Raw genomic sequence first — 25,823 nt, 5'->3', positions numbered from 1 at the left:
TTTTGAAGAATGAACTGGGCCGGATATATTTGCACACACTATAATGTTCGCGCAAATAGTTTAATAAATAAATTATCCAAATTGTCCGGTCTGCTATGCAACATTGTATAATTAGTTGCAAATGGACGGGTAATCATTATCGTTCGTAACGAAAAATAATAGTGTTCACTGGTTCTTTACTAGAAGCCAGTTCTTAAATACAGCGAAAGTCCGGCCTGTGAGAGTCGGACTTTTTAATTTTATATTATTATAATAATAGTATATCTTTGAATCTTAAACACTCTAAGGTCTATGTGCTTTTATAACAGTATGAGTAAGAAGGCGCAGCAATTAGCAGCGCGGTATGGGAGAAAGTCGGATTTTGATATCTTACAGGTTGACACATCGCATCGTTTTGAATTAAAAGGAGAGAGTTTAAGAAAAAACTGTAAATTGTCAGATTTAGAAATATTAGTTAAGTCATAAAATTGAGGCATATCTGCCTTTTGGGTGGGTGCATATCACCGGAATAACTAATTAAGATGTAGAAAATGTGGAAAACAAGATAAATAACTTATCTTTGTATAATAGAAATCCATTATACTAAGACTGTAAAAGTGAAAAGAGTATTGTGTTTAAGTATGTTGATATCTCTTGCTGGATGCAATGGGGATGTTTTTATAGACGATTATATGTCTAAAGGAGATGATGAGATTACAATCTCAGAAACTAATAATAGTAAAGAAATAAATTTCAAGTCAGACAATTGGGGGCTTATTGATATTGTTTGTGAAACGTCTGATCAATACACTATCAATGCATACAACATTGATGGCGAGTTAACCTATCTACCTTTCAAAGAGAAAGAATTGGGCACTGTTCATTTAAAAAATGACTATATGGATGTGCAAGTAGAGAAAAAAGGTGGGAACAAACTAAAGGTGATACTCAATGAGAACCTGATTAATGAGAATGTTCGAATGCTGATAGAAGTAGGCAACAGTTTTAAATATGAAAAGATAGAAGTGCAACTGGCTCCCACACAAAAATATCAGATTGACAGTGTAGTGTATGACTTCGATAAATTTGAAACGGATGTGAGTCGTTTAGAGAAAATGCAGAATATTATTATTGAGAACAATGCTTCCTCACCATTAACTTTTAGTGTCCTTCCGTATAATAAATCTTCACATGAAATCCTCTTTTCTAATTCAACAACAGTATGGAGAGAGGAGTTATTCACTAATTTACTAGGCATTCCACTGCCCGAAATAACTATCCCGGATATAGCCGATGGAAAGCCTGTGCTCCGTGATACCAAAATTGCTTTTGGCATTCAAGAACAACACTTAGCAGTAGATTTAGACAAAGAGTTTTCCGTTGATGTAACGATTGATGGATTCGATAAAATAAAAGTAGTAGTTTTTAATGTAATGAGAAGCTATTCCGTGCCCTACAAAATATATATATCGAATCCGAGAACGGGTAAGAAAATAACTTCCTCAGGTAAACTATACAGTAGTGAGCCTATGGATTATTATATTTTAAAACAAGTGTTGGATGAAAACTAATATGAATAATATTGTAAACAGAACGATTGTAGCTATTCTGTTGTTGACGTTAATATCTATAGATGGTTTAGCCACTGATCGAGATACTACTTCAAACAAAATCATACAGATTATAGGACTTGATTTAAAACCAAGTTACCTGTTCCCTACTCACGAGTTCTTTAAAGGTAGTAATAACGCCCAAAAGGAGATGAACTCTACACTATCTGGACATCTGAAGTATGGTTTCAAGTTCGCTCCTGACAGCTATTTGGGCAATGTATATCCATACGCCATACAGGGAGTAGGAGTTGGTTATAATACCTTCTTCAACTCTTCCGAACTGGGCAATCCTCTATCCGTTTACGTCTTCCAAACATCAAGGATAGCAAACATCACTAAGGAATTGTCATTCGATTATGAATGGAATTTTGGAGCTTCATTTGGTTGGAAGAAGTATGATGAAGAAAAAAATCCACATAATAAAGTTGTTGGCTCTAATACCAACGCCTATATTCATCTTGGTCTTCTGTTGAATTGGCAACTTTCTTCAAACACAAACCTGCGTGGTGGTGTGGGTTTGACACATTATTCCAATGGTAACACCAGTTATCCCAATGCAGGAGTTAACACAATTGATGCTTCCATAGGTGTGATTCGCTTTTTCAGAAACAACGAAAGATCTACATATTTTCCCTATCAATCACGCAAACATGTATTCAATTCTTATATTAACTATGACCTTATTCTCTATGGTTCAACACGAAAAAAAGGCATCTACCCTGAAGATTCAGGCCCTATGCTAGTTCCTGGTTCCTTTGGTGTTATAGGGCTAAACTTCAACCCTTTGTATAACTTCAATAAATACTTCCGTGCTGGTGTCTCTCTTGACTTACAGTATGACGAAAGTGCCAACATCGGTAAGCATATAGCCAACGAATATATTCCAGGTAACCCAGAGGATCTTAAATTCTACAGACCCTCCTTCAGAGAGCAGTTTTCGGCAGGTCTCTCATTGCGTGCTGAGATTGTTATGCCTATTTTCTCAATCAACCTTGGCATTGGAAAGAATTTCCTGTGCAAGGGAGGCGATACTAATTCATTTTATCAAACCTTTGTGTTGAAGACTTATATTACGGATAATGTTTTTTTGCATACAGGATATCAACTTTACCGTTTCGAGGATCCAAACAATCTTATGTTTGGACTTGGCTATAGATTTAACGCTAAATGAAACAACAAAAACAAAAAGTCCGACCCGTGAGAGTCGGACTTTTTAATTTGAATAGATAACCTTAAAAAGAATATCTTCAGGGTAGTTGTAAATGGCATATATTCAGTAGTATACGCGTTTAATAATTTAATAATCAACCTCTTTTTGGACTATTTTTGAAGAGAAATAGAACTTTTTGCGTGTAGATGGGGTTCGTAACTTTGCATCGTCATCAAATGAGTGAATATGATAAAAAGAGGTGTTTTAATAGGGTTGTGTTTAGGTTTTTTGCTTACAGGTTGTGATTTAATAGAATATCATCCATATGATGTACGTATCGACGGAGAAACAAATATCAATTTAAAGAATATTGAAAAGATACAGCAGCAATGCGCCGGAAAGGATACGATCCGTTTCGCTTTTATGGGCGATTCGCAACGATGGTACGACGAGACAGCCGATTTTGTGAAACATATTAACAAGCAGGATAGCATCGATTTTGTTATCCACGGAGGGGATATCTCCGATTTTGGAATTACAAAGGAGTTTCTCTGGATCAGGGATATCATGCAGGGGCTTCGTATTCCGTATGTTGCCCTGATTGGGAATCATGATATCCTGGGTAACGGAAAAGAGGTGTTCGAACAGGTGTACGGCGACGAGAACTTTGCCTTTATTGCCGGTAATACCAAGTTTGTGTGCATGAACACCAATGCGCTGGAATACGATTATTCGCATCCCGTACCCGATTTCGATTTTATAAGCCGTGAGGTGGCGGACTCGGCCCGGTATTCTAAAACAGTGGCTGTTATGCATGTAAAGCCTTACGACGATCAGTTTAATAACAACGTAGCCCGACTGTTTCATGCGGAAATAAAGAAGTTTCCTTCGTTGCAGTTTGCTTTGCATGCCCACAACCATAAGCTGCAGACAACCGATGTGTTTAAGGATGGCATCATCTATTACGGGTGTGCCTCGATGAAGCAGCGGAATTATATGGTATTTACCTTAACTACAAACGGTTATAGTTATGAAGTTGTCAATTATTAAGAAGATAATAGTTTTTGTGGTGTTGCTGATGATGGCCTATTCGCTTACGGCTGCCGAGACGTATAGTCCGGGGGTGGAGAAGTTCCATAGGGTATGGAATCACCTGATACCCCGGTACACCAAGTTGCAGTATGCCGGATCGATGGGTTTCATGTCTGTAGGTACCGGATGGCAGTATGGATCGAATCATCAGTGGGAGACGGATTTGTTGCTGGGCATCGTGCCGCGGTATTCGTCTAAACGGGCCAAGGCTACCCTTACCCTGAAGCAGAACTTTATGCCGTGGAATGTGGAGCTGAACGATCGCTGGAGTCTGGAGCCCCTGGCCTGCGGGTTGTATGTAACCACGCTGTTGGATAATGAGTTCTGGACCAAGGAGCCGGAGAAGTATCCGTCTGGTTACTACGGGTTTTCCACCAAGTTGCGTGCCAATATCTTTGTGGGACAGCGCCTCTCTTTTTCGTGCGATAAAAACAATCCAAATAAAAAAGTTACGCTGTTCTATGAACTAAGTACCTCCGATTTGTATTTTATTAGTGCGGCGACCAACAAATATCTTAACCCACGCGATGTGCTGAGTCTTTCGTTTGGTGTTAAACTCCAATTATTTTAAAAGATGCCAACAAAATATATAGGCTACGTAGCGCTGTTGCTTTTGATGCAGTTGATTCCGGCACGGGGGGTGGCTCAGACTACGGTGAAGGGGATGGTGCTCGATTCGATTACGGGCGAGGGACTTCCATTCGTTTCGGTGTTGCTTAAGGGTACTAACCAGGGAACCACCACCGATGCCGATGGTTACTTTGCTCTGGCAAGTCCTTCGCGTTCCACCATGCTTGTATTTTCGTGTCTGGGGTACAACGAGAAGTTGATTACCTTGAAATCGAGACGCGAAAACAACCTGAAGGTTTCTATGGCGCCTACTTCCTATGCCCTCAATGAGGTGGTTATCAAACCCGGCAAGGAGCGTTATGTAAAGAAGGGCAATCCGGCCGTGGCCTTTGTAAAGCAGGTGATTGATGCCAAAGAGAAGAATGATCCCAGAAACAAAGACTACTACGGGTACGAGAAGTATGAGAAGATGACGTTTGCCCTGAATAACTTTAACGAGGAGAAGCAGAAGAAGGGGTTGTACAAGAAGTTCGATTTCCTGAAGGACTATGTGGATACCTCGGATGTTACGGGTCAGCCTATATTGAATGTCTCCGTAAAGGAGTCGCTGGAGAATGTGTACTACCGCAAAGATCCTAAGGAGGAGAAACGGGTGGTGAGCGGCATCAAGCGGTCGGGGATAGACGAGCTGTTCTCGCAGGAGGGGGTGCAGCAGTTCCTGAAGGAGGTGCTGAAGGATGTGGATCTTTTCAAGAATGATATTCCCCTTTTCCTGAACCGGTTTGTGAGTCCGCTTTCCACCATGGGGCCCTCATTCTATAAGTATTACCTGATGGATACGGTGCAGGTAAACGGCGAACCGTGCATGGATCTGGGGTTTGTTCCTTTCAACTCGGAGTCGTTCGGCTTTACCGGGCATCTGTACATCACCCTCGATTCTACACACTTTGTAAAGAAGGTGGCTTTGCAGATACCAAAGGATATCAACCTTAACTTTGTGGAGGGGATGCGGATCGACCAGGAGTACGACCGGGCTCCGGATGGTACCCGGCTGATCAGCCGCGACGATATATCGGTGTCTTTCAAGCTTACGGGTAAATCGGATGGGTTGCATGCGCGACGAACGGTTACCTATAAGAATCATACCTTTGATAAGCCGGCCGACGAATCGGTGTTTAACAGTCCCGGGGAGGTTATCGAGCTGGCCGAGGCTAAGTTTCACGACAACGAGTTCTGGAAGCAGAACAGGCACATCCCCATCGGGCAGAAGGAGCAGACCGTGGATGCCATGCTGGCCCGCTTGAGGGAGGTTCCTCTTTTCTATTATACCGAACAGGTGGTGAAGGTGCTGGTTTCGGGTTACATTCCCACGGCTGCCAAAAAGAGCAAAGTGGATATCGGACCGATGAATACGTCCATCAGCGGAAATGCGGTGGAGGGACTGCGCTTCAGGGCCGGCGCCACAACCACGGCTTATCTTAATAACCGCCTGTTTGCCGACGGCTACATGGCCTACGGTACAAAAGACCGGAAACTAAAGTATTCGGGGGGTGTGGAGTATTCGCTGATAGATAAAAAGGAGCATCCCAACGAGTTTCCGGTGCATTCCATCCGGGCCGAATATCAGTATGATGTAAATCAGCTGGGACAGCATTACCTGTATACCAACATGGATAATATGTTTCTTTCCTTTAAACGGAAGAAAGACGACCGGGTTACTTACCTCCGTAAGGCGGAGCTGAGCTACAACCGCGAGCATTATTCGGGCTTCTCCTACGGTGCCACCCTGCGGCATAAAACCGAGACAGCCACTGACTATGTACCGTTTCTGCAGAAGGAGGGCGACGGACTTACACGGGCTGTTAACGATTATTCCATGGGTGAAATGGAGTTCAGGTTGCGCTTTGCCCCGGGCGAAAAGTATTACCAGACCCGTAACAACCGTATCCCCATCACCTTCGATGCGCCTATCTTTACCCTTTCGCACATTGTGGCCCGTAAGGGGGTGCTGGGTGCCGATTACGATTACAACCGTACGGATCTGGGTTTCCAGAAGCGTTTCTGGTTCTCGGCCTTCGGGTATACGGATGTGATTCTGAAGGCGGGTAAGATATGGGATAAGGTGCCTTTCCCGTTGCTGATGATTCCCAACGCCAACCTGTCGTACACCATTCAGTACGAATCGTATGCGTTGATGAATGCCATGGAGTTTCTGAACGACCGGTATGCTTCGTGGGATCTTACCTATTTTGGAAACGGGGTGTTGTTTAACCGTCTGCCACTGGTAAAAGAGCTGAAGTGGAGAGAGGTGCTTACCTTTAGAGGATTGTACGGCGACCTGAGCGATAAGAACAATCCGGCCAAGAGCGACGGCCTGTTCTTGTTTCCCGAAGGGTCTTACCAGATGGGTAAAAAACCGTATATGGAAGTTGGAGTAGGGGTGGAGAACATTTTGCGGTTTCTGCGCTTCGATTATGTATGGCGACTAACCTACAGGGAGTTACCGGATGTAGATACCAGCGGCCTGCGTGTTAGTCTGCATTTTACTTTTTGATTTGGGTGGTGCGCATCCGTTAAAGAGGAGTAATGCGTTACGTTTTGTTTAAAAAAAACATGTAATACTGTTTTAATATTAAAATAAATTATAATTTTGTGGTGTATTCTTTGTAAAAAGGAATCGCTTATAACGACTTTTGGAACAGAAATGAAGAAAACCAGACCAATTTAGCGTAATGCTTTATTGTACATTTGTACCCGGTTTTCGGAGTTACCGGCAGTTCGCTGCCGTTTTTCGATCATTAAGATTTTTGGGATCTAATTTAATGAATAAATGAAAATGAAAGTAGAAGTTAAACCAGCCAGCGGGAAGCTGGGGGTTTTAGTTGTAGGTGTAGGAGGAGCCGTGTCGACTACCTTTTTAGTAGGAACATTGGCAGTAAGAAAGGGATTAGCCACTCCAATCGGATCAATCACACAGTTGGCCACCATGCGATTGGGTAAAAGAAATGAGAATAACTTCCCTAAGATAAAAGATATCGTTCCATTGGCGACGTTGGATGATATCGTATTTGGCGGATGGGATATATTCCCGGAAGATGTGTATGCTGCAGCAAAGCATGCCGAGGTACTTACCGATAAGGATCTGGAAGGTGTTAAAGACGAATTGATAGCCATCAAACCGATGAAGGCCGCATTCGATCAGAACTTTGTAAAACGTTTGAACGGTACACATGTGAAAGAGGCCGCCACCCGTTGGGAGCTGATGGAACAGGTACGCGAGGATATCCGTAACTTCAAGGCTCAGAATAACTGCGATCGCGTAGTTGTAATTTGGGCTGCCAGCACGGAAATCTATTTGCCGTTGGCCGACGAACACCAGACGCTGGAAGGTTTCCGCAAAGCCATGAAGGAAAACAACGTGGAACAAATTGCTCCAAGTATGTGTTATGCCTATGCTGCCATCGCAGAAGGTGCTCCGTTTATTATGGGTGCTCCTAACTTGTGCGTGGATATGCCGGCTATGTGGGAATTCTCTAAAGAGATGAATGTACCCATCTGCGGAAAGGACTTCAAAACAGGTCAGACCATGCTTAAGACCGTATTGGCTCCGATGCTTAAAACGCGTATGTTAGGTCTGGACGGTTGGTTCTCTACCAACATCCTGGGTAACCGCGACGGCGAAGTGCTGGACGATCCGGATTCATTCAAGACCAAAGAGGTCAGCAAGCTTTCGGTTATCGATACCATCCTGCAGCCCGAGTTGTATCCGGAGTTGTACAAGAATATTTACCACAAGGTACGTATCAACTATTACCCACCGCGCAAAGACAACAAAGAGGGTTGGGATAATATCGACCTTGTTGGATGGATGGGCTATCCGATGCAGTTGAAGGTTGACTTCCTGTGCCGCGACTCGATCCTGGCTGCTCCGCTTTGTCTGGACTTGGTATTGTTTGCCGACCTGGCTTTGCGTTGTAATTTCTCGGGTATTCAGAGTTGGTTGTCGTTCTATTTCAAGAGTCCGATGCACGACTTCGAACATGTTCCCGAACACGATTTGTTTATACAGTATATCAAGCTGAAAAATACATTGCGCACCATCATCGGTGAAGAGACATTGGATTATATCGATTGATATAGTAACTATAGATTGAAGTAAAAAGAAACCCTGCGAAGGCATTGAATCCGGTTCAATGCTTTCCGGGTTTTGTTTGTATATAATTTTGATAGGTATGAAATATGCAATTATAGCAGCAGGTCTCGGATCGCGTCTGCAATCAGAAGGAGTGTCGTTGCCCAAGCCGTTGGTTAAGCTTAATGGCGAGGCGATGATCGACCGGTTGATCCGGATATTCGTGGCCAACCATGCCGAGTCGGTGAGTGTAATTGTGAACGAAGAGATGAAAGAGGTGCAGGAACACCTCAAATCGCTCTCGTTGCCTGTGCCCTTACACCTTGTAATTAAGAGTACACCAAGCTCTATGCACAGCTTTTTTGAGCTTTCGCCTTCGCTGGAGGGGGGCAAGTTCTGTCTTACTACGGTAGACACCATCTTTAAGGAAGATGAGTTTGCCAGTTATATCAAGGCATTTGAACAGGATGACGTACACGATGGACTGATGGCGGTTACCGATTACATTGACGACGAAAAGCCGCTATACGTTGCAACGGACCCATCGCTTTTGGTTACCGGTTTTATGGATAGCGCGTATCCCGGTGCCCGGTATATCTCGGGGGGTATCTATTGCCTTAATCAGGCAGGAATACATACGCTGCACGGCTGTATGAACGACGGGGTGTCGCGCATGCGCAACTATCAGCGCAGGTTGGTAGAGGAGGGGGTGCAGCTTAAAGCCTACCCGTTTTCAAAGATTATTGATGTCGATCATGCGGAAGACATCCAAAAAGCAGAGAATTTTATTTATTAATAGTTTTCGGGTAAATGAAACAAAATAAAATCGCCGGCATTGTACGGGGCAACTGCTATTCACCCAATCATGTGGGAAACGATGCGGCTGTTTTTAATGAGACGATCCGCCACCTTGAGTTGGCCGGATACGAGGTTGCTACTTATACAGAGGAAGATGTATTGAACCGGGAAGTTTTGGAACCGGTTATCTTCACCATGGCACGAAGTAAAGAGGTCGTGGAAAAATTGAAAGAATACGAAAACAGGGGAGCTGTGGTGGTGAATTCGGGTTATGGTATTTCCAATTGTACCCGCGAGCAGATGACGCGTCTGCTGGTAGACAATAACATACCTCATCCCAGAAGTATTATAACTCCCACCAAAGATCATCATATTGCCCAGCGTCTGAAAGAAGAGGGTATGGATAATTGCTGGATCAAACGGGGCGATTTCCATGCGATACACCGCGAAGATGTAACCTACGTACGACATATCGAAGAGGCCGAAGGTATCTTGAGCGAATATGCCCTGCGTGGTATTCCCAATGCAGTGATAAATGAGCATCTGGTGGGCGACCTGGTTAAGTTTTACGGTGTGGCCGGAAGTGATTTCTTCTATTGGTTTTATCCGTTTAATATGAATCACAGTAAATTCGGACACGAGCAGATTAACGGTAAAGCTACAGGGATTGCCTTTTCGGTGGAGGATATGCACGCTATATGCGAACGTTCTGCACAGGTGCTGAAGGTTAAGATTTATGGCGGCGACTGTATCATTTCGCCCGAAGGCGAGATTCGTATCATCGATTTTAACGACTGGCCCAGTTTTGCCCCTTGCAGAGATCAGGCTGCACCTCATATAGCACGTTGTATTATTGAAAGTGGTAAGGATTTATTGGCATGAAAGAAGAAATTAAATCTACGCTGAAGTCGATGGACACCGAAGAGTTTATCGACCTGGCGTTTTACAGGCCCATCGGTTATCTGTGGGCCAAATTATTTGAACGGTTACACATAACCCCCAACGCTGTTAGCGTGGCTTCCATCTTTTTGGGTGTGGCTGCCGGCGTATTGTTTTATTTTGATGATCTTGCCTACACCATTCCGGGCATCTTGTTGCTTATCTGGGCGAACTCTTTCGATAGCGCCGACGGACAGCTGGCTCGTATGACGGGGCAGTATTCGCGTCTGGGACGTGTGCTGGATGGTGTTTGCGGCGATATCTGGTTTATCACCATCTATGCGGCTATCTGCTTTAGGCTTACCCCCGAGTTTGGTATCTGGATTTGGCTGATGGCTGCCGTAGCCGGGTATTTTCATAGCATGCAGGCTTCCATGGCCGATTATTACAGGAACTTCCACCTCTATTTCCTGAAAGGGAAGAAGGGCAGCGAGCTTGAAGATTCGTCTATCCTGGTGGCACGTAACAAGGAGATTACCTGGAAATCGGATCCGGTGGAGAAGTTCTTTATGTTCTTTTATGTTCCTTACACCCAGAAACAGGAACAGCGGACGCCCGCCATGCAGAAGTTCCGTATTACACTTCGTAATGTGTACGGCGACCGCGAAATGCCCCAATGGTTGCGCGAGCATTTCCGTGCGCTGAGCAAGCCTTTAATGAAGTATACCAATATCCTGTCGTTCAATACGCGTGTAATTGTGCTTTTCGTATCTCTGCTGATCGATATGCCCTGGATATACTTCGTATTCGAACTTACGGTGCTGAACGGGTTGTTGCTGTATATGCGCACCACCCACGAACGGATCTGCAAAGAAACAGAACAACTTGTATTAAATAAAGAGAATAAAGCATGATTAAAGGTTTGATTTTTGACTATGGAGCCACCATCGATTCCAATGGTACGCATTGGGCGGAAGTTATCTGGAACCAATACCAGACGGCCGGTGTGCCTATCTCCAAAGCCAACTTTCGCGACGCGTATGTGTATGCCGAAAGAGCCCTGGCCGTAAATCCGTACATTAAACCGGAGGATAATTTCCTGCGGTTGATGCAGGTGAAGATCAGGATCGAGTTCGACTACCTGCTGGGCGAAGGGATCTTATCTAAGAACGATACAACCGATTCTGTAATCGATGCCATTGCCACCGGCTGTTACGAGGATGCCCGTAAGTCGGTTGAGGCTGCCAAGGCTACGCTGGATGTATTGTCTGCCCGTTATCCCATGGTGCTGGTATCCAATTTCTATGGTAATATTCAGGCTGTGCTGGATGACTTCCAACTAACATCCTATTTCCCGGTTGTGATTGAATCGGCCGTAGTGGGGGTGCGTAAACCGGATCCGGCTATTTTCCGTCTGGGAGTGGAGGCGCTTGCCCTGCAACCCGAAGAGGTGGTGGTGATAGGTGACTCGTACCGCAAAGATATTCAGCCTGCACAGTCGCTGGGATGCGACACAATCTGGATTAAAGGAGCCGGATGGGACGATTCCGAGGCGGCTGTTCAACACGATAAAATTATTACTGATATAGCGCAGCTACAGGAGCTTTTGTAAATTGCTCCGTAGCTGTAGATAGACTTTAGTCGGTTTCTACCGGCCTATTGCTTGCCTTTTCTGAACTCGGCAGGCGATTGGCCGGTATGTTTTTTAAAGAACTTACCGAAGGTGGACTGGTTGGAGAAGTTAAGCATGTCCGACACCTGTTGCACCGTCATATTAGGTGTTTTAAGTAATATCTTGGCATCCAGGATAAGCGAATGGTCGATCCAGTTGTTGGTGGTCTTGCCGGTGAGCTCCTTCAGGACGGCCGACAGGTACTGGGGGGTGATGCACATCTTGCCGGCATAGAAGCTAACGGAGTGTTCTTCGCGGCTGTGCTTGAACATCAGTTTCAGAAATTGCTGGAACAGCTCTTCCTTACGTGATAGTTCGAATGGTACGATGTCGTTCTTCTTAAAGATGATGTTTTTAAGTTCGAAGAACAGGTGGAATATCAGCGACTGGATAGCCTCCTTATGAAACAGGTGCTCTTTGGCTTCGGCCCGTTTGCGGATCAGAGTAAAGAGGGTGTCAAGCACGGATACCTCTTCGTCGGTAAGCTCTACACTGGGGCTTTTACGTAAGAACATATACTGCAACGAATTATCACCGTCATCGTTCTTCTTAGGCATATTGCTAAGCATGTCTTTCGATATCACCATGATTTTTCCTTCCAGATCTTCGGGCTTGCACTGTACTTCCAATATATGATCGGGTAGAATAAAAAACAGGGTGTTTGCCTGCAGAGGAAATTTAAGATAGTCAACGTTGATGGTAACTTCTCCTTTAGTAAGCAGAATCAGACAAAGTCCGTTGATACGTACGCTCATGGGAGCATCTTCCGCCAGATACTCTTCACAATTCTCTGCTGCTTTAAATTTTGTTTGAAGCGATTCGATCACCAAATCGTTGGAAAAAGAGTGGGGGTGACCGATATTTTCGTTAATCTGTATAATGTCTATCAGTGGTAAATCAGCCGATTTCATATTTGTTGTTCTTTTTTAAGAAGCCAAAAGTAGTGTTTTTATGTAAATGCGCCTACATTTGCGGAGATAAACGCAATTAAATAGACATAAATAATGAAACATACCATTTATATTCTTATATTGGAAATTTTGTTTTTCTGTACACCTTTACGTGCTCAAGAAAAGAACAAACCTTTCCAACACCTGTCCCTTTCGCTTGGGGCAGGAACCATGGGCGCCGGTCTGCAGTTTACCGCCCCTTTACATCCTCACTGGGCCTTGCGTGCCGGCTTTGATGCCCTTCCGCTGGATATTTCGTTCAACTATTACGAAGGCGAATACGAGATTGCCACCAATTCGACCGTCAAATTCCTGAACGGGAATGTGTTGGCGGATTGGTATCCGATGCGAAACGGACTCTTTCATGTAACCGGAGGGGTATTTCTGGGGGAGAGCTCTGCCAAAGGTGTGGCACGGAGTGCGCGGTCGTATACCCTGAACGGACATATATTCGAACCCGAATACTTCGGTACGGCCCATGTTACCGTTAAAACGGCTTTTGCCAAACCCTACCTGGGTATAGGTTTAGGACGAGCCATACCCCGGTCGAGGTGGGCCTTCAGAACCGAATTGGGGGTGATGTACCACGGAACGCCCCGGGTGGAGGTGGTGAACAACACCGTATTTTTATTGTCTATAGGTGATTTGCCCGAGTTGAGGGAAGAGGTGGTGAAATATAAATTTTATCCTCAACTTTCGTTCAAGGTGGCCTATAGGCTGTTTTAAGCCCTTTACGCAATCCTTTTTTTAAAGATGCTGCGCAGCCTTTGTTAGGTTTTGAATAATTCTTATTACCTTTGGCGGTCATTTATAGAAAATAAGAACAAACTTATACAACGATGAATATATCTTACAACTGGCTGAAGGAATATCTTGATTTTGATTTACAGCCTGAAGAAGTTGCCGCAGCGCTTACCTCTATTGGTCTGGAAACAGGCGGTGTAGAAGAGGTTCAAACAATTAAAGGCGGATTGGAAGGTCTGGTAATAGGTGAAGTGCTTACCTGCGAAGAGCATCCTAATTCGGATCACCTGCATGTAACAACCGTAAATGTGGGACAGGGTGACCCGTTGCAGATTGTGTGTGGTGCCCCCAACGTGGCAGCCGGACAGAAAGTAGTTGTTGCTGTAAATGGCACCAAGCTGTACGACGGCGAAGAATCCTTTACCATCAAGCGTTCTAAAATACGCGGTATCGAATCGAACGGAATGATCTGTGCCGAAGACGAAATCGGTATCGGAACCGACCATGCCGGAATCATCGTACTTCCCGAAACGGCTGTTGTAGGAACGCTGGCTAAAGACTATTATAATGTAAAGAGCGACTACGTGCTGGAGGTGGATATCACTCCCAACCGTGTAGATGCTACTTCGCACTACGGTGTGGCACGCGACCTGGCTGCCTACCTGAAACAAAATAAGGTGAAGGCTACGCTTACACGTCCTTCGGTAGAGACCTTTAAGATTGACGATCCTTCGCCTGCCATTGAAGTGGTGGTTGAAAACACGGAGGCTTGTCCGCGTTACTCGGGTATCACCATCAAAGGGGTGACCGTAAAGGAGAGCCCGGAATGGTTGCAGAACCGGTTGAACGTTATCGGTCTGCGCCCTATCAATAATATTGTAGACATTACAAATTACATACTTCATGAACTTGGTCAGCCGTTGCACGCTTTCGATGCGGCAAAGGTAGCCGGCGGTAAAGTGGTTGTAAAGACGCAGCCCGAAGGTACTTCCTTCGTTACGCTTGACGGGGTTACCCGCACCCTTACCGATCGCGACCTGATGATCTGTAACGCCTCCGAAGCCATGTGTATCGGCGGTGTATTTGGCGGTCTGGATTCGGGCGTAACCGAAGCGACTACCGACGTGTTCCTGGAATCGGCCTATTTCCATCCAACCTGGATTCGTAAGACAGCCCGTCGCTTCGGTCTGAATACGGATGCTTCGTTCCGTTTTGAACGTGGTCTGGATCCCAACAATACGTTATACGTGCTGAAACGTGCGGCCCTTCTTATCAAGGAGATTGCCGGAGGAACCATTTGCGGACAGATTCAGGATGTATATCCCGAAGTGGTTAAGCCTTACAGCGTTTCTGTAACTTACAACAAGATAAACACCCTGATTGGGAAAGAGATACCGGCCGAAACGGTTAAGAGTATCCTTGAAAGTCTGGAGATGGAGATCGTATCGGAATCTGCCGAAGGTCTGCAACTGAACGTTCCTGTATACCGTGTGGATGTACAACGCGACGTAGACGTGATTGAAGATATTCTGCGTATCTATGGCTACAACAACGTTGATTTCAGCGACAGCGTGAAGTCTAACCTGAGCTATAAGACTCCGACCGACCGTAGCTACGAACTGCAGCAGCTTATCTCGGAACAGCTTTGCGGAAGCGGATTCAACGAAATAATGAACAACTCGCTTACACGTGCGGGCTACTACGAAGGTTTGTCTACTTACCCTGCATCCCATGCGGTAATGTTGATGAATCCGCTTAGTGCCGACCTGAACTGTATGCGTCAGACGCTTCTGTTTGGTGGTTTGGAAAGTATTGCCCACAACCGCAACCGTAAGAACGGCGACATCAAGTTCTTCGAATTCGGTAACTGCTACGATTACGATACTGACAAAATAAAGGAAAACGAAACCTTATCGGCTTTCACCGAAGAATTCCGTCTCGGACTTTGGGTAAGCGGTAACAAGGTATCCAATAACTGGGCGCATGCCGACGAGAAAGCAACCGTTTACGAACTGAAAGCCTATGTTGAGAATATTCTGGTACGCTTGGGCGTGAACACAGGTAAGCTTGTATTCGGCAACCTGACGAACGACATCTATTCGGCTGCTCTCAGCATTACTACCGGTGCCGGTCGTCAGCTGGGTACACTGGGTGTTGTAAACAAGAAGCTATGCAAGGGGATGGACATAGACGGCGAGGTTTATTATGCCGAACTGTCGTGGACACTGCTTATGAAGGAGATTAAGAAGAGCAAGGTTACCTATAGCGAAATCTCAAAATTCCCTGCCGTTAAGCGCGACCTGGCTTTGTTGCTGAATAAGAGCGTACAGTTTGCCGAAATACAGAAAATTGCTTTCGACAGCGACCGCAAACTTCTTAAGAAAGTAGAGCTGTTCGACGTTTACGAAGGCAAGAACCTGTTGCCTGGTAAAAAGTCGTACGCCGTAAGCTTCTACCTTCAGGACGAAGAAAAGACGCTTACCGACAAGCAAATTGATGCCATCATGAAGAAGATTCAGACTAATCTGGAACAGAAGCTTGAGGCCCAACTAAGATAATTATCTATTATAAAATATAATTAAATAAACAATATGGGAAGAGCGTTCGAATATCGTAAAGCGAGAAAAATGAAACGTTGGGGTAATATGGCCCGTGTTTTTACAAAATTGGGTAAGGAAATTACCATTGCAGTAAAAACAGGAGGACCCGACCCCGAAACCAATCCCCGTCTGCGTGTGCTTATTCAGACTTCCAAGAAAGAGAACATGCCCAAAGAAAACGTGGAACGCGCCATCAAGAAGGCAAGCTCCAAGGATTTTACGGACTACAAGGAGATGAACTACGAGGGATACGGACCATACGGTATCGCTATCTTTGTAGAAACAGCCACAGACAATACCACCCGTACAGTGGCCAACGTACGCAGCTATTTCAATAAACTTGGCGGATCGCTGGGAACTACAGGTAGCCTGGAATTTCTTTTCGACCACAAGTGTGTATTCCACGTAGCTAAGAAAGAGGGTATCTCGTTGGAAGACCTCGAGCTGGAATTGATCGACTACGGAGTGGATGAGCTGGAAGAAGACGAAAACGAAATTGTAATTTACGGCGAATTCGCTCAAAATTCAAACATCCAGAAATACCTGGAAGAAAACGGATTTGAAATCAGCAGCGCCGAGTTTGAACGTATCCCCAACGATACAAAATCTGTAACACCCGAACAGCGTGAGCAGATTGAGAAGCTTATCGATAAGCTGGAAGACGATGAAGATGTACAAAACGTTTTCCATAATATGAAGGAGGAAGACGAGGAGTAATCCTTGATTCTCTCTTTGTTTTAGGAAATTGAAAGCCTTCCGGCAGCTACATCAAGTAGCCCGGAAGGCTTTTGTGTTATATACCTTTTGTGCTAGATCAGCTTCACTCTGATCACCTCGTTGATGTTGGTTGTATAGCGTGGAGAGAGATGTTCCTGTTTCATTTTCCAGGTGCGGAACTCCTGGGCTGCAAGCTTGAGTACCGGATTTCCAAATTTATTATTCAGTTTGTCTATCGTTTGCATCAGCGATTTATGACGTGGATCCGAATTAAAGAACAGAGAGGGTTGAAGCTCTGTTTCATTAATAAAATCCATCAGTATCACTCCGGCTCTTTTATAACGGAAGTCATTTTTAAAGATGCGATCTAATGCAGAGGTGGCAGCCTTACTCAATTCGATGGACGAAGAGGTTGGAAACGGTAATTTAACATGAAGGCTATTGCTGTATTGTTCGCATGCATCGCCAAATCGATTGGTTGAGATAAAAACAATCAATGAACGGCAAAACGATTTTTGCCTCCGGAGTTTTTCGGCTGCTGTTACGGCAAAGGTGGTGATTCTCTCACTAATCTCTTCCTGTTTGGTATATTCTTTCTCGAAAGTCCGCGTGATGGCAATGCTTTGTCTTTTCTCTTTTAATTCCAATTCGTGGGCTTTCAGCCCGTTCAGTTCTTCCAGTAATTTTACTCCGTTGATAGTCATATGGCGCCTTACCCACTCTTTGTCCAGTAGTGAAAACTCGTAGGCGGTTTGTACACCGATAGCTTTTAATTTAATGGCTTGCCGGCGTCCTATACCCCAAACATCTTCCACCTTAAGCCACTTTAGTGCTTTGATACGACGCAGCTCCGAATCAATCACATAACTGCCTCCCGTACGGTCGTGAAACTTTTTAGCAATGTGATTGGCCACTTTCGCCAACGTTTTGGTAGGGGCAATGCCTACGCTGACAGGTATTCCGGTCCATTTAAGTACATGAGACCTCATGCGTAGTCCGTAGTCCGTAAAATCTTCCTGTATCCCATCCAGATTCAAAAAACATTCGTCGATACTGTATATCTCCTGTTCCGGACTATACCCGGATAGTATGCTCATAACCCGCTGACTCATATCTCCATACAAAGGGAAATTGGCAGAGAATACGGCAATTTGGTTACGTTCTACCAGATGTTGAATCTGAAACGCCGGTACAGCCATCCCTACGCCCAATGCTTTTGCTTCGTTGCTTCGTGCGATAACACATCCATCGTTATTGGAAAGAACGACGACGGGTTTACCGTTGAGCGACGGATTGAACATCCTTTCGCAGGAGGCATAAAAATTATTACAGTCAACCAGAGCAAACATTATACCTTTTTAATTACATAGGTGACAATTCCCCAGATTGTAAAATCGTTATCCTTGTTCACCTCTATTACCGGATAGTCGGGGTTGGAGGGTACAAGCAGGCACCGGTCTTTTTCAATACGGATTTTCTTGACGGTAAACTCTCCGTCAACAAAGCAAACGGCAATCTTTCCGTCTTGCGGATCCAGACTACGATCTACCACCAACAGATCGCCTTCGCTCAGGTCGGTATCCATCGATACACCGTTTACCAAAGCAAAATAGGTAGCTGCCGGATGTTTTATGATGTATTTGTTCAAATCGATCGCCTGAGCTATAAAGTCTTGAGCCGGCGAAGGAAATCCCGCCTTAACTCCACCAATCAATGGAATTTCGGTTTCGTTATCTCCGGAAGCGGAGTAAAGGTCAAGGCTGGCGGACGAATGTAGCTTGGTTACCATTTCTGTTTTATGTTTGGTACAAAGATACAAAAAAGAGAAAAGCAACAGGCCGACTTCACCAAAGGAAAGTCGGCCTGCCGTATTAATTGAGAAATGTAAATCAGAACCTGGTATCCGATAAACGGGCCGCTGTTTCGTTGAACGAGCTGATCAGTTGATGCATCACGGAATCTACTGTAGGACATTCGTTGATGATTGCGGAAACTTGTCCTATCTCTAGCTCACCTTCCATCAGGTCGCCTTCAAATATACCTTTCTTTGCACGTCCCCTGCCTAATAATTCGCGCATTTCTTCCGGAGTGGCACCACGGTTCTCTGCCTCTTCCACTTCGTTGAAAAACTCGTTCTTTGCCAATCGGGTAGGGGCCAGCTTCTTGAGCATAAGACGGGTGTCTCCCTCATTAAGTTTCAGACAGAAATCTTTGAAAGCACTGCTTGCCGAGCTTTCATGCGTAAGGGCAAAACGGGTACCTATCTGTACACCGTCGGCTCCCAATGCCATGGCGGCGTACATGGCTTCGCCTGTACCGATGCCTCCTGCTGCAAGCAATGGAAGCGATGTAGCCTTGCGGACGGAAGGAATAAGGCAAAGGGTGGTAGTCTCTTCCCGACCGTTATGACCTCCGGCCTCGAATCCCTCGGCAACGATGGCATCTACGCCGGCCTCTTCACACTTTGCTGCAAACAGAGCGCTGGATACAACATGCACCACGGTAACATCGTGTTTTTTAAGGAAGCCGGTCCATTTCTTTGGACTTCCGGCAGAGGTGAAGACGATCTTGACACCCTCTTCTACCAGGATGTTCATAATCGTTTCTATTTCGGGATACATCAGGGGTACATTGACACCGAAGGGATTGTCGGTTGCTTTCTTGCATTTTTGAATATGTTCGCGAAGCACCTCGGGATGCATGGAGCCAGCTCCAATCAACCCTAATCCACCTGCGTTACTTACTGCCGATGCCAGTCTCCATCCACTGCACCATACCATACCTCCCTGGATTACAGGGTATTTAATTCCGAATAAATCACAAATCCGATTCATATTGGTTTAATTACATAAATAAAGCCTGCAAGATAAATATTTTTTATCCAGCAGGCTGTATTTGTGTAAAAGTTATTTTGATTTACCTACTTCCTGATCATTGTTTTCAGTATGTTCTCTATATCTGCAAATGCGGTACCCATTACTTTTTCTACCACTCCTCCGATTTGTGAAGCCAGCAATTGCGAATTCATCCGGGAGATATGAGTCTTCCCATCGGTGGTGGTATATACAGAGATGCGGCAGGGCATCAGCGAAGAATAGATCCGTTCGCTGTCTTCCTTCAACAGCTGCACGGAATAATCCGGCTTGCAGAGCTCAATAACCTTTACGGGCAGGACATCCTTTCCATTCTTTCGCAACGTTTCCTGCAGATCGTGTGTCATTGATATTTTCCAACCTATTTCTGTTATCTTGGCAGATAACAGCTCTACGGTATGTTCGAATCCGTACAGACTCTCGTTCTCAATAAAGAACGGGTGTGCGATGGGTTTTGAAGTGTCCATTGTTTTTTTATTTACTTTTTCTTAAGCAATACAGTCTCAATAGCCTCTTTAAAGGCCGATTTAGGCATAGCTCCCTGAGCCATCTGAGGGGCTTCGTTCATAGGAACGAACAGTAACGAAGGAATACTGCGGATACCAAATGCAGAGGCCAGCTCTTGTTCTGTTTCCGTGTTTATCTTGTAGATGTAAATCTGACCATCGTATTCGGCAGCCAGTTCTTCCAGCACGGGAGCAATCGACTTACAGGGTCCACACCAATCGGCATAAAAATCGATGATGGCGGGTCTGTCTCCCAAATATTTCCACTCCTGAGGATTTGCTTCATAGTTAGCAACCTTTGTTAAAAATTCTGCTTTAGTTAAATGAATTGTTTTCATCTTACTTTCTGTTTTTGAATTTGAATTATTTTCTTTTTTATTAATTTCGTTCTGAGCTGTTTTATTACCTGCCTCCTTAGCATTGCACGAAGCGAGGGTAATAATTCCAAGCACCATAAATAAGGCTATTTTTTTCATTTCTTTTCTGGATTATAGTTTTTAATCTGATCTTTATAAAGCGTATTTTGTTTGTATGTTCCGGAGTCTGAACTGCAAGCCGATGCGCCGCAGCACGATAGATTGTAGGCTGCCTGTATCAATAAAACAGCTGCAAGCATTAAATAGATGTACTGAGAAGTATAAATAGCATATATACCAATACCTATGCCTCCAACTAATCTTACTATACGGGCAAATCCCCAATTCCTGAATCTACTATCCATCTTTTGTCTGTATTATTTGTTTTTACCTTCTAACTATTGATCATTGTTATTAATGTCCATTAGAAACATATTGCAAAGATAGATAAAATTTAAATACAAACATATTTCTAAAGGAAAATATTTATTGTTTTTATTTATTTAATAGGAAACAGCACTTTCACGGTTTTATTTAAACGGATTTAGGCATATAAAGCGGATAGTTGTATCTTTACCGAACTTTGAGAAATACGAAGTACATATATATTTATAAATTGATAAACTAAACGCAGATGTTATTGTCAAAACAAATCTGTAAAAAGCTTCTGCTATCTGCTGCAGTATGCTTTTTATCTTTTTCTGATGGTGTACCTGTATCAGCACAGCAGGTTCATATTATTCCCAAACCGGCAGAGATGCAGGTTAAGGATGGATTCTTCAGGGTTAATAAATCAACCGTAGTTGTGTTGCCGGATAAGTTGCCTTCATCTGAGTTGTTGCACGACATGATGGATCACGCTGTTGCAGGATCAAAGGGTGGTACGTTAAAAATAGCCAGACACGATGTAAAAAAGAATGCCATACGCTTTGTGTTGGATAAAACCAATCCGGATAAAGCTACGGAGTCTTATTCGTTAGAGGTAGATGGCAAAGGGGTTACGATTACTTCGGGCTCCGACAAGGGATTATTTTACGGTGCGCAGACTCTTTTGCAATTAATGAGTAAGGATGGAATTGCTTTTGCTTCAATTAAGGATGAACCTCGTTTCCCGTACAGAGGTTACCACCTGGATGTGTCACGCAATTTCTTTCCAAAGGAGTTTATCCTCAAGATGCTCGACTGGATGGCGTTTTACAAATTAAACACGTTTCATTGGCATCTTACGGACGGAGCGGGATGGCGTATCGAAATCGATGCCTATCCGAAGCTGACGTCTGATGCTGCATTCAGACCGATTGCCGACTGGAAGACCTGGTGGGATGGCGACCGGAAGTTTGTTCCGGAAGGTACACCCGGTGCTTACGGAGGATACTATACAAAGAAAGAAGTACGTGAAGTGGTGGCGTATGCTGCCTCAAAGCATATTACAGTGATTCCTGAGATTGAAATGCCGGGACATTCCGAAGAGGTGTTCGTAGCATATCCCGAATTGAGTTGTTCGGGTATTCCCTATAAGAACAGCGATTTTTGTATCGGTAACGATTCTACTTTTACATTTGTGGAACAGGTGCTTACCGAGGTGATGGAATTGTTCCCATCCAGATTGATCCATATCGGAGGGGATGAAGCATCCAAGAAAGCATGGGGTGAGTGCCCGAAATGTCAGCAACGGATGAAGAACGAAGGTCTGTCTGATCTGGATGAACTGCAGAGCTACATGATCAGACGTGTGGAGAAGTTTCTTAATTCGAAAGGACGCAGACTGGTTGGTTGGGATGAAATTATTGAAGGTGGTCTGGCTCCGGAAGCAACCGTTATGTCTTGGCGGGGTGTTGAAGGTGGCATAAAGGCGGCCAAAGATGGTCACGATGTGATTATGACCCCGGGTAATTATATGTATTTCGATTTCTATCAGGCGGATCCTAAAACTCAACCGGCTGCGATCGGAGGGTTTACTCCTGTAAAGCAGGTGTATAGTTACAACCCGATGCCGGCAGAATTGAATGAAACGGAGGGTAAGCATATATTGGGTGTTCAGGCAAATACCTGGACAGAATACATGCCCAATGCCGATCATGTAGAATACATGGTGTTTCCCCGTCTGCTTGCCTTGGCCGAAGTGGCATGGACAACGCAGGAGTTACGTACCTGGGCCGACTTTAAACCCAGAATGAACAGTCATGTAAATCTGTTGAAGAAGGGGGGCGTGAATGCCTTTACGCTATCGGACGATATTGAAATAACAATGGCTGTAGATACCCTGAATAGGCAGATCAAAGTGATGTTTGATGCAGAGAAATATCCGGCGGAAATACGGTACACGACAGACGGATCAATGCCTACTACAGCTTCGGCAATATACAAAGATACCATCCTGGTAAAAGATTCGGCCTGGATTAAGGCGGCTATTTTCCGTAACGGAGTAATGCAGGGAACTCCCTCCGAGAAAAAGGTGGATTATCATAAAGGGATAAACCGCCCTATCCATTATAACAGTAAGCTTTATAAAGGCTACATGGCCGGAGGTATGAATGCTTTACTGGACGGATACCGAGGGGGACTTACTTACCTGGACGGTCGTTGGCAGGGATACCTGAATGACCTGGATTGCGTAGTGGATATGGGAGAAAAGGCAGACCTGCATAAAGTGTCTGTCCGTTTCATGCAGCTTACAGGACCGGGGGTGTTCCAGCCGGGCGAGGTTAGTCTGTTAACCTCCGAAGATGGTGTGAACTTTACCCTGCAGCAGACTATCAAGACGGTGGTACCTAAAGAAGAAAGCAACCTTGCTTTCCAGGAATATACATTTCAAGGTAACTGGAAAGGACGTTTTGTCCGTTTGCAGGCATCCGAAGTAAATAATGGATTTATCTTTGCGGATGAAATCGTGATTTGGTAATCAAGATGAGATTGAAATTTGGTAATAAACAAATTATAAAAAAATGAAGAAACAAGTATTTGCACTTCTGCTAAGCGGCGTTTTAAGCGTCTCCGCCCAGCAACCTGTAGATTATGTGAATCCTTTTATCGGCACAAGCAACTACGGAACAACCAATCCTGGAGCTGTTTGTCCGCAAGGGCTTATGAGTGTCACCCCCTTCAATGTGATGGGATCTGAAAGTAATAAGTTCGACAAAGACAGTCAGTGGTGGTCGGCGCCCTACACATCAGATAATAACTATTTTACGGGCTTTGCCCATGTAAATCTGAGTGGGGTAGGATGTCCGGAACTGGGTGGATTGTTGCTTATGCCTACTGCAGGCGATCTGAATGTAGATTACTCGCAGTACGGAAGTGCATACACCGAAGAGGTAGCCAAGCCTGGTTATTACGGTACAAAACTTACAAAATACGGAATCAAGGCCGAGGCAACTGCCAGTATGCGTACAGGTTTAAGCCGTTTTACCTTTCCGGCAGGAAAAGGAAATATTCTGCTGAATCTGGGAGAGGGACTTACCAACGAGACCGGAGCAACGGTACGTATTGTAAATGATACGGAAATTGAAGGAAGTAAGCTGATGGGTACCTTCTGCTACAATCCGCAGGCTGTATTTCCGGTCTATTTTGTAATGAAGGTAAGCAAAGCTCCCAAGCAGATGGGATACTGGAAGAAACAACGCCCTATGAAAGGGGTGGAAGCCGAATGGGATGGCTACTCGGGCAAGTATAAATTGTATACCAAGTACAACCGGGATATGAGTGGCGACGATGTAGGGGTTTGGTTTACCTACGACAACGAAGCCAACGAAGTGATTGAGGTTAAGATGGGCGTATCTTTCGTAAGCATCGAGAATGCACGTTTGAACATGAATACGGAGCAACCCGACTTTAATTTCGACAAGGTAAGCACGGCTGCCCGCGAACAATGGAACAGTGATTTGTCTCGTGTGCTGGTTGAAGGTGGCAGCAAGGACGAAAAAACGATCTTCTACACGGCTTTATACCACATGCTGATCCATCCCAATATTTTGCAGGATGTAAACGGCGAGTACCCGATGATGGAAAGTCTGAAGACAGGTAAAACCAGCGGCAACCGCTACACCGTATTCTCTTTGTGGGATACGTATCGTAACGTGAGTCAGCTTATGACACTGCTTTTCCCCGAACGTCAGGTAGAAATTATCCGTACCATGGTCGACATGTACAAAGAGAGCGGCTGGTTACCCAAATGGGAGCTGTTCGGTCGCGAAACCCTTACTATGGAGGGCGATCCTTCCATTCCTTACATTGTGGATGCATGGATGCGTGGTATCCGCGACTTTGATGTGGAGACAGCCTACCAGGCCATGCGCAAGGGAGCCACTACTCCGGGAGAATTCAACCTGATGCGTCCGGATGCCAACGACTACTTTACCAAAGGATATGTTCCATTGCGTGAAAAGTTCGATAATTCGGTCTCTCATGCTCTGGAGTATTACATAGCCGACTGGAACTTATCTAAGTTTGCCCAATCCCTTGGCAAGAAAGAGGATGCCAAACTATTTTACGATCGTTCCATGGGTTACAAACACTATTACAGCAAAGAATATGGTACACTACGTCCCATATTGCCTGATGGTTCCTTCTATTCGCCCTTCGATCCGTTGCAGGGAGCTAACTTTGAACCTAGTCCCGGTTTTCATGAAGGCAATTCATGGAACTACACATTCTATGTACCCCATGATATAGCCGGACTTACCAAACTGATGGGAGGTAAGAAGAAGTTTGTGGATAAGTTGCAGATGGTGTTCGATAAGAAGTATTATGATATGGCCAACGAACCTGATATTGCCTATCCTTACCTGTTCTCTAATTTTAAGGGAGAAGAGTGGCGTACACAAAAGACCGTTCGCGGCCTGCTTCGCGATTACTATCACAATGCTCCCAACGGTTTGCCGGGTAACGATGATACAGGCACCATGTCGGCCTGGGCTGTATTTGCCATGATGGGATTCTATCCAGCTTGTCCGGGTGATGTAAATTATACGCTTACTTCGCCTTTGTTCGATAAAGTGACTATTAAGCTTAACCCAGACTATTACAAGAAGGGTGAACTTGTGATTGGTACAAATCGCACTCATGCTGAAGAAATTTATATTCAAGAGGTGAAGGCCGGAAACAAGAAGTTGAATGGCTATTTTATAAGTCACGACGAGCTGGTAAATGCCGGATCTATCGAGTATAAACTAAAGGCGACAAACAAGTAATAT

General features: G+C 44.7%; 22 protein-coding genes. 15 read left to right on the top strand and 7 right to left on the bottom strand.

Going from position 1 to position 25,823, the window contains the following annotated elements:
* The first annotated feature begins 671 nt into the window (after positions 1–671).
* The 10 genes from F5613_RS01670 to F5613_RS01625 all read left to right on the top strand — a co-directional run bounded on the left by F5613_RS01670 (position 672) and on the right by F5613_RS01625 (position 11,825).
* The gene (locus F5613_RS01670) at positions 672–1,550 is read left to right on the top strand and encodes a hypothetical protein (RefSeq protein ID WP_218858854.1); all 879 of its coding nucleotides are present in this window, start codon (positions 672–674) and stop codon (positions 1,548–1,550) included.
* Positions 1,540–2,763, top strand: coding sequence for an acyloxyacyl hydrolase (locus tag F5613_RS01665; protein WP_246303313.1), 1,224 nt, complete (start codon positions 1,540–1,542; stop codon positions 2,761–2,763). The genes F5613_RS01670 and F5613_RS01665 overlap by 11 nt, the downstream gene beginning before the upstream one ends.
* 225 nt (positions 2,764–2,988) lie before the next feature.
* Entirely contained in the window at positions 2,989–3,792 is an 804-nt protein-coding gene (locus F5613_RS01660; RefSeq protein ID WP_179398423.1) for a metallophosphoesterase family protein, read from the top strand.
* The gene (locus F5613_RS01655) at positions 3,773–4,405 is read left to right on the top strand and encodes a hypothetical protein (RefSeq protein ID WP_179398422.1); all 633 of its coding nucleotides are present in this window, start codon (positions 3,773–3,775) and stop codon (positions 4,403–4,405) included. The genes F5613_RS01660 and F5613_RS01655 overlap by 20 nt, the downstream gene beginning before the upstream one ends.
* Positions 4,406–4,408: 3 nt before the next feature.
* Complete coding sequence (locus tag F5613_RS01650; protein WP_179398421.1) at positions 4,409–6,958, top strand: DUF5686 and carboxypeptidase-like regulatory domain-containing protein; 2,550 nt, start codon at positions 4,409–4,411, stop codon at positions 6,956–6,958.
* Between the two features lie 282 nt (positions 6,959–7,240).
* Complete coding sequence (locus F5613_RS01645; protein WP_179398934.1) at positions 7,241–8,539, top strand: inositol-3-phosphate synthase; 1,299 nt, start codon at positions 7,241–7,243, stop codon at positions 8,537–8,539.
* Positions 8,540–8,636: 97 nt separating this feature from the next.
* Complete coding sequence (locus tag F5613_RS01640; RefSeq protein WP_179398420.1) at positions 8,637–9,332, top strand: nucleotidyltransferase family protein; 696 nt, start codon at positions 8,637–8,639, stop codon at positions 9,330–9,332.
* A gap of 14 nt (positions 9,333–9,346) precedes the next feature.
* Positions 9,347–10,216: an ATP-grasp domain-containing protein gene (locus tag F5613_RS01635; protein ID WP_179398419.1), complete on the top strand. Its 870-nt coding sequence runs from the start codon at positions 9,347–9,349 to the stop codon at positions 10,214–10,216.
* Complete coding sequence (locus F5613_RS01630; protein WP_179398418.1) at positions 10,213–11,127, top strand: CDP-alcohol phosphatidyltransferase family protein; 915 nt, start codon at positions 10,213–10,215, stop codon at positions 11,125–11,127. The genes F5613_RS01635 and F5613_RS01630 overlap by 4 nt, the downstream gene beginning before the upstream one ends.
* Complete coding sequence (locus F5613_RS01625) at positions 11,124–11,825, top strand: HAD family hydrolase (protein WP_179398417.1); 702 nt, start codon at positions 11,124–11,126, stop codon at positions 11,823–11,825. Before F5613_RS01630 ends, F5613_RS01625 begins: the two co-directional genes overlap by 4 nt.
* 44 nt (positions 11,826–11,869) lie before the next feature.
* Here F5613_RS01625 and F5613_RS01620 read toward each other — a convergent pair whose 3' ends face one another.
* Positions 11,870–12,796 (bottom strand): helix-turn-helix domain-containing protein, encoded by a 927-nt coding sequence (locus tag F5613_RS01620; RefSeq protein WP_179398416.1) that lies wholly within the window; start codon positions 12,794–12,796, stop codon positions 11,870–11,872.
* A gap of 93 nt (positions 12,797–12,889) precedes the next feature.
* On the opposite strand from F5613_RS01620, the gene F5613_RS01615 reads away from it, so the two are divergent.
* From F5613_RS01615 to F5613_RS01605, 3 genes are all read left to right on the top strand, one after another.
* Positions 12,890–13,561 carry a hypothetical protein gene (locus F5613_RS01615; RefSeq protein WP_179398415.1) on the top strand — a complete coding sequence of 224 codons (672 nt, stop codon included), beginning with the start codon at positions 12,890–12,892 and terminating at the stop codon, positions 13,559–13,561.
* A 113-nt stretch (positions 13,562–13,674) separates the two neighbouring features.
* Positions 13,675–16,137, top strand: a complete 2,463-nt coding sequence (gene pheT, locus F5613_RS01610; protein ID WP_179398414.1) for a phenylalanine--tRNA ligase subunit beta — start codon at positions 13,675–13,677, stop codon at positions 16,135–16,137.
* Positions 16,138–16,170: 33 nt separating this feature from the next.
* Positions 16,171–16,896, top strand: a complete 726-nt coding sequence (locus tag F5613_RS01605) for a YebC/PmpR family DNA-binding transcriptional regulator (protein ID WP_068186063.1) — start codon at positions 16,171–16,173, stop codon at positions 16,894–16,896.
* A gap of 92 nt (positions 16,897–16,988) precedes the next feature.
* On the opposite strand, the gene F5613_RS01600 is transcribed toward F5613_RS01605, so the two are convergent.
* From F5613_RS01600 to F5613_RS01575, 6 genes are all read right to left on the bottom strand, one after another.
* Complete coding sequence (locus F5613_RS01600) at positions 16,989–18,245, bottom strand: Y-family DNA polymerase (RefSeq protein WP_179398413.1); 1,257 nt, start codon at positions 18,243–18,245, stop codon at positions 16,989–16,991.
* Complete coding sequence (locus F5613_RS01595; protein ID WP_079683164.1) at positions 18,245–18,685, bottom strand: LexA family protein; 441 nt, start codon at positions 18,683–18,685, stop codon at positions 18,245–18,247. The genes F5613_RS01600 and F5613_RS01595 overlap by 1 nt, the downstream gene beginning before the upstream one ends.
* A 100-nt stretch (positions 18,686–18,785) precedes the next feature.
* The gene (locus F5613_RS01590) at positions 18,786–19,730 is read right to left on the bottom strand and encodes an NAD(P)H-dependent flavin oxidoreductase (RefSeq protein ID WP_079683163.1); all 945 of its coding nucleotides are present in this window, start codon (positions 19,728–19,730) and stop codon (positions 18,786–18,788) included.
* A gap of 86 nt (positions 19,731–19,816) precedes the next feature.
* A complete protein-coding gene (locus F5613_RS01585; protein ID WP_068186076.1) occupies positions 19,817–20,236 on the bottom strand; it encodes a DUF302 domain-containing protein in 420 nt (139 codons plus the stop codon).
* Between the two features lie 11 nt (positions 20,237–20,247).
* Positions 20,248–20,751 carry a thioredoxin gene (gene trxA, locus F5613_RS01580; RefSeq protein WP_068186078.1) on the bottom strand — a complete coding sequence of 168 codons (504 nt, stop codon included), beginning with the start codon at positions 20,749–20,751 and terminating at the stop codon, positions 20,248–20,250.
* On the bottom strand, positions 20,748–20,996 hold the full coding sequence (locus F5613_RS01575; protein ID WP_179398412.1) for a hypothetical protein: 249 nt from the start codon (positions 20,994–20,996) through the stop codon (positions 20,748–20,750). The genes trxA and F5613_RS01575 overlap by 4 nt, the downstream gene beginning before the upstream one ends.
* A 269-nt stretch (positions 20,997–21,265) precedes the next feature.
* Here F5613_RS01575 and F5613_RS01570 point away from each other — a divergent pair, with 269 nt between their 5' ends.
* Both F5613_RS01570 and F5613_RS01565 read left to right on the top strand, forming a co-directional pair.
* Positions 21,266–23,533, top strand: coding sequence for a beta-N-acetylhexosaminidase (locus F5613_RS01570; RefSeq protein ID WP_179398411.1), 2,268 nt, complete (start codon positions 21,266–21,268; stop codon positions 23,531–23,533).
* A gap of 43 nt (positions 23,534–23,576) precedes the next feature.
* The gene (locus F5613_RS01565; protein WP_179398410.1) at positions 23,577–25,820 is read left to right on the top strand and encodes a GH92 family glycosyl hydrolase; all 2,244 of its coding nucleotides are present in this window, start codon (positions 23,577–23,579) and stop codon (positions 25,818–25,820) included.
* Positions 25,821–25,823: the final 3 nt, after the last annotated feature.

The sequence above is a fragment of the Macellibacteroides fermentans genome, from assembly GCF_013409575.1.
GTDB classification, from domain to species: Bacteria; Bacteroidota; Bacteroidia; order Bacteroidales; family Tannerellaceae; genus Macellibacteroides; species Macellibacteroides fermentans.
Note: the sequence above shows the minus strand (reverse complement) of the source record. Positions and strands in the feature narration are given on the sequence as shown.

Excerpts from the sequence above, each read along its gene's own strand:
- F5613_RS01670 (WP_218858854.1), top strand. The coding sequence starts at position 672 with ATGTCTAAAGGAGATGATGAGATTACAATCTCAGAAACTAATAATAGT.
- F5613_RS01665 (WP_246303313.1), top strand. The coding sequence starts at position 1,540 with ATGAAAACTAATATGAATAATATTGTAAACAGAACGATTGTAGCTATT.
- F5613_RS01660 (WP_179398423.1), top strand. The coding sequence starts at position 2,989 with ATGATAAAAAGAGGTGTTTTAATAGGGTTGTGTTTAGGTTTTTTGCTT.
- F5613_RS01655 (WP_179398422.1), top strand. The coding sequence starts at position 3,773 with ATGAAGTTGTCAATTATTAAGAAGATAATAGTTTTTGTGGTGTTGCTG.
- F5613_RS01650 (WP_179398421.1), top strand. The coding sequence starts at position 4,409 with ATGCCAACAAAATATATAGGCTACGTAGCGCTGTTGCTTTTGATGCAG.
- F5613_RS01645 (WP_179398934.1), top strand. The coding sequence starts at position 7,241 with ATGAAAGTAGAAGTTAAACCAGCCAGCGGGAAGCTGGGGGTTTTAGTT.
- F5613_RS01640 (WP_179398420.1), top strand. The coding sequence starts at position 8,637 with ATGAAATATGCAATTATAGCAGCAGGTCTCGGATCGCGTCTGCAATCA.
- F5613_RS01635 (WP_179398419.1), top strand. The coding sequence starts at position 9,347 with ATGAAACAAAATAAAATCGCCGGCATTGTACGGGGCAACTGCTATTCA.
- F5613_RS01630 (WP_179398418.1), top strand. The coding sequence starts at position 10,213 with ATGAAAGAAGAAATTAAATCTACGCTGAAGTCGATGGACACCGAAGAG.
- F5613_RS01625 (WP_179398417.1), top strand. The coding sequence starts at position 11,124 with ATGATTAAAGGTTTGATTTTTGACTATGGAGCCACCATCGATTCCAAT.
- F5613_RS01620 (WP_179398416.1), bottom strand. The coding sequence starts at position 12,796 with ATGAAATCGGCTGATTTACCACTGATAGACATTATACAGATTAACGAA.
- F5613_RS01615 (WP_179398415.1), top strand. The coding sequence starts at position 12,890 with ATGAAACATACCATTTATATTCTTATATTGGAAATTTTGTTTTTCTGT.
- pheT (WP_179398414.1), top strand. The coding sequence starts at position 13,675 with ATGAATATATCTTACAACTGGCTGAAGGAATATCTTGATTTTGATTTA.
- F5613_RS01605 (WP_068186063.1), top strand. The coding sequence starts at position 16,171 with ATGGGAAGAGCGTTCGAATATCGTAAAGCGAGAAAAATGAAACGTTGG.
- F5613_RS01600 (WP_179398413.1), bottom strand. The coding sequence starts at position 18,245 with ATGTTTGCTCTGGTTGACTGTAATAATTTTTATGCCTCCTGCGAAAGG.
- F5613_RS01595 (WP_079683164.1), bottom strand. The coding sequence starts at position 18,685 with ATGGTAACCAAGCTACATTCGTCCGCCAGCCTTGACCTTTACTCCGCT.
- F5613_RS01590 (WP_079683163.1), bottom strand. The coding sequence starts at position 19,730 with ATGAATCGGATTTGTGATTTATTCGGAATTAAATACCCTGTAATCCAG.
- F5613_RS01585 (WP_068186076.1), bottom strand. The coding sequence starts at position 20,236 with ATGGACACTTCAAAACCCATCGCACACCCGTTCTTTATTGAGAACGAG.
- trxA (WP_068186078.1), bottom strand. The coding sequence starts at position 20,751 with ATGAAAAAAATAGCCTTATTTATGGTGCTTGGAATTATTACCCTCGCT.
- F5613_RS01575 (WP_179398412.1), bottom strand. The coding sequence starts at position 20,996 with ATGGATAGTAGATTCAGGAATTGGGGATTTGCCCGTATAGTAAGATTA.
- F5613_RS01570 (WP_179398411.1), top strand. The coding sequence starts at position 21,266 with ATGTTATTGTCAAAACAAATCTGTAAAAAGCTTCTGCTATCTGCTGCA.
- F5613_RS01565 (WP_179398410.1), top strand. The coding sequence starts at position 23,577 with ATGAAGAAACAAGTATTTGCACTTCTGCTAAGCGGCGTTTTAAGCGTC.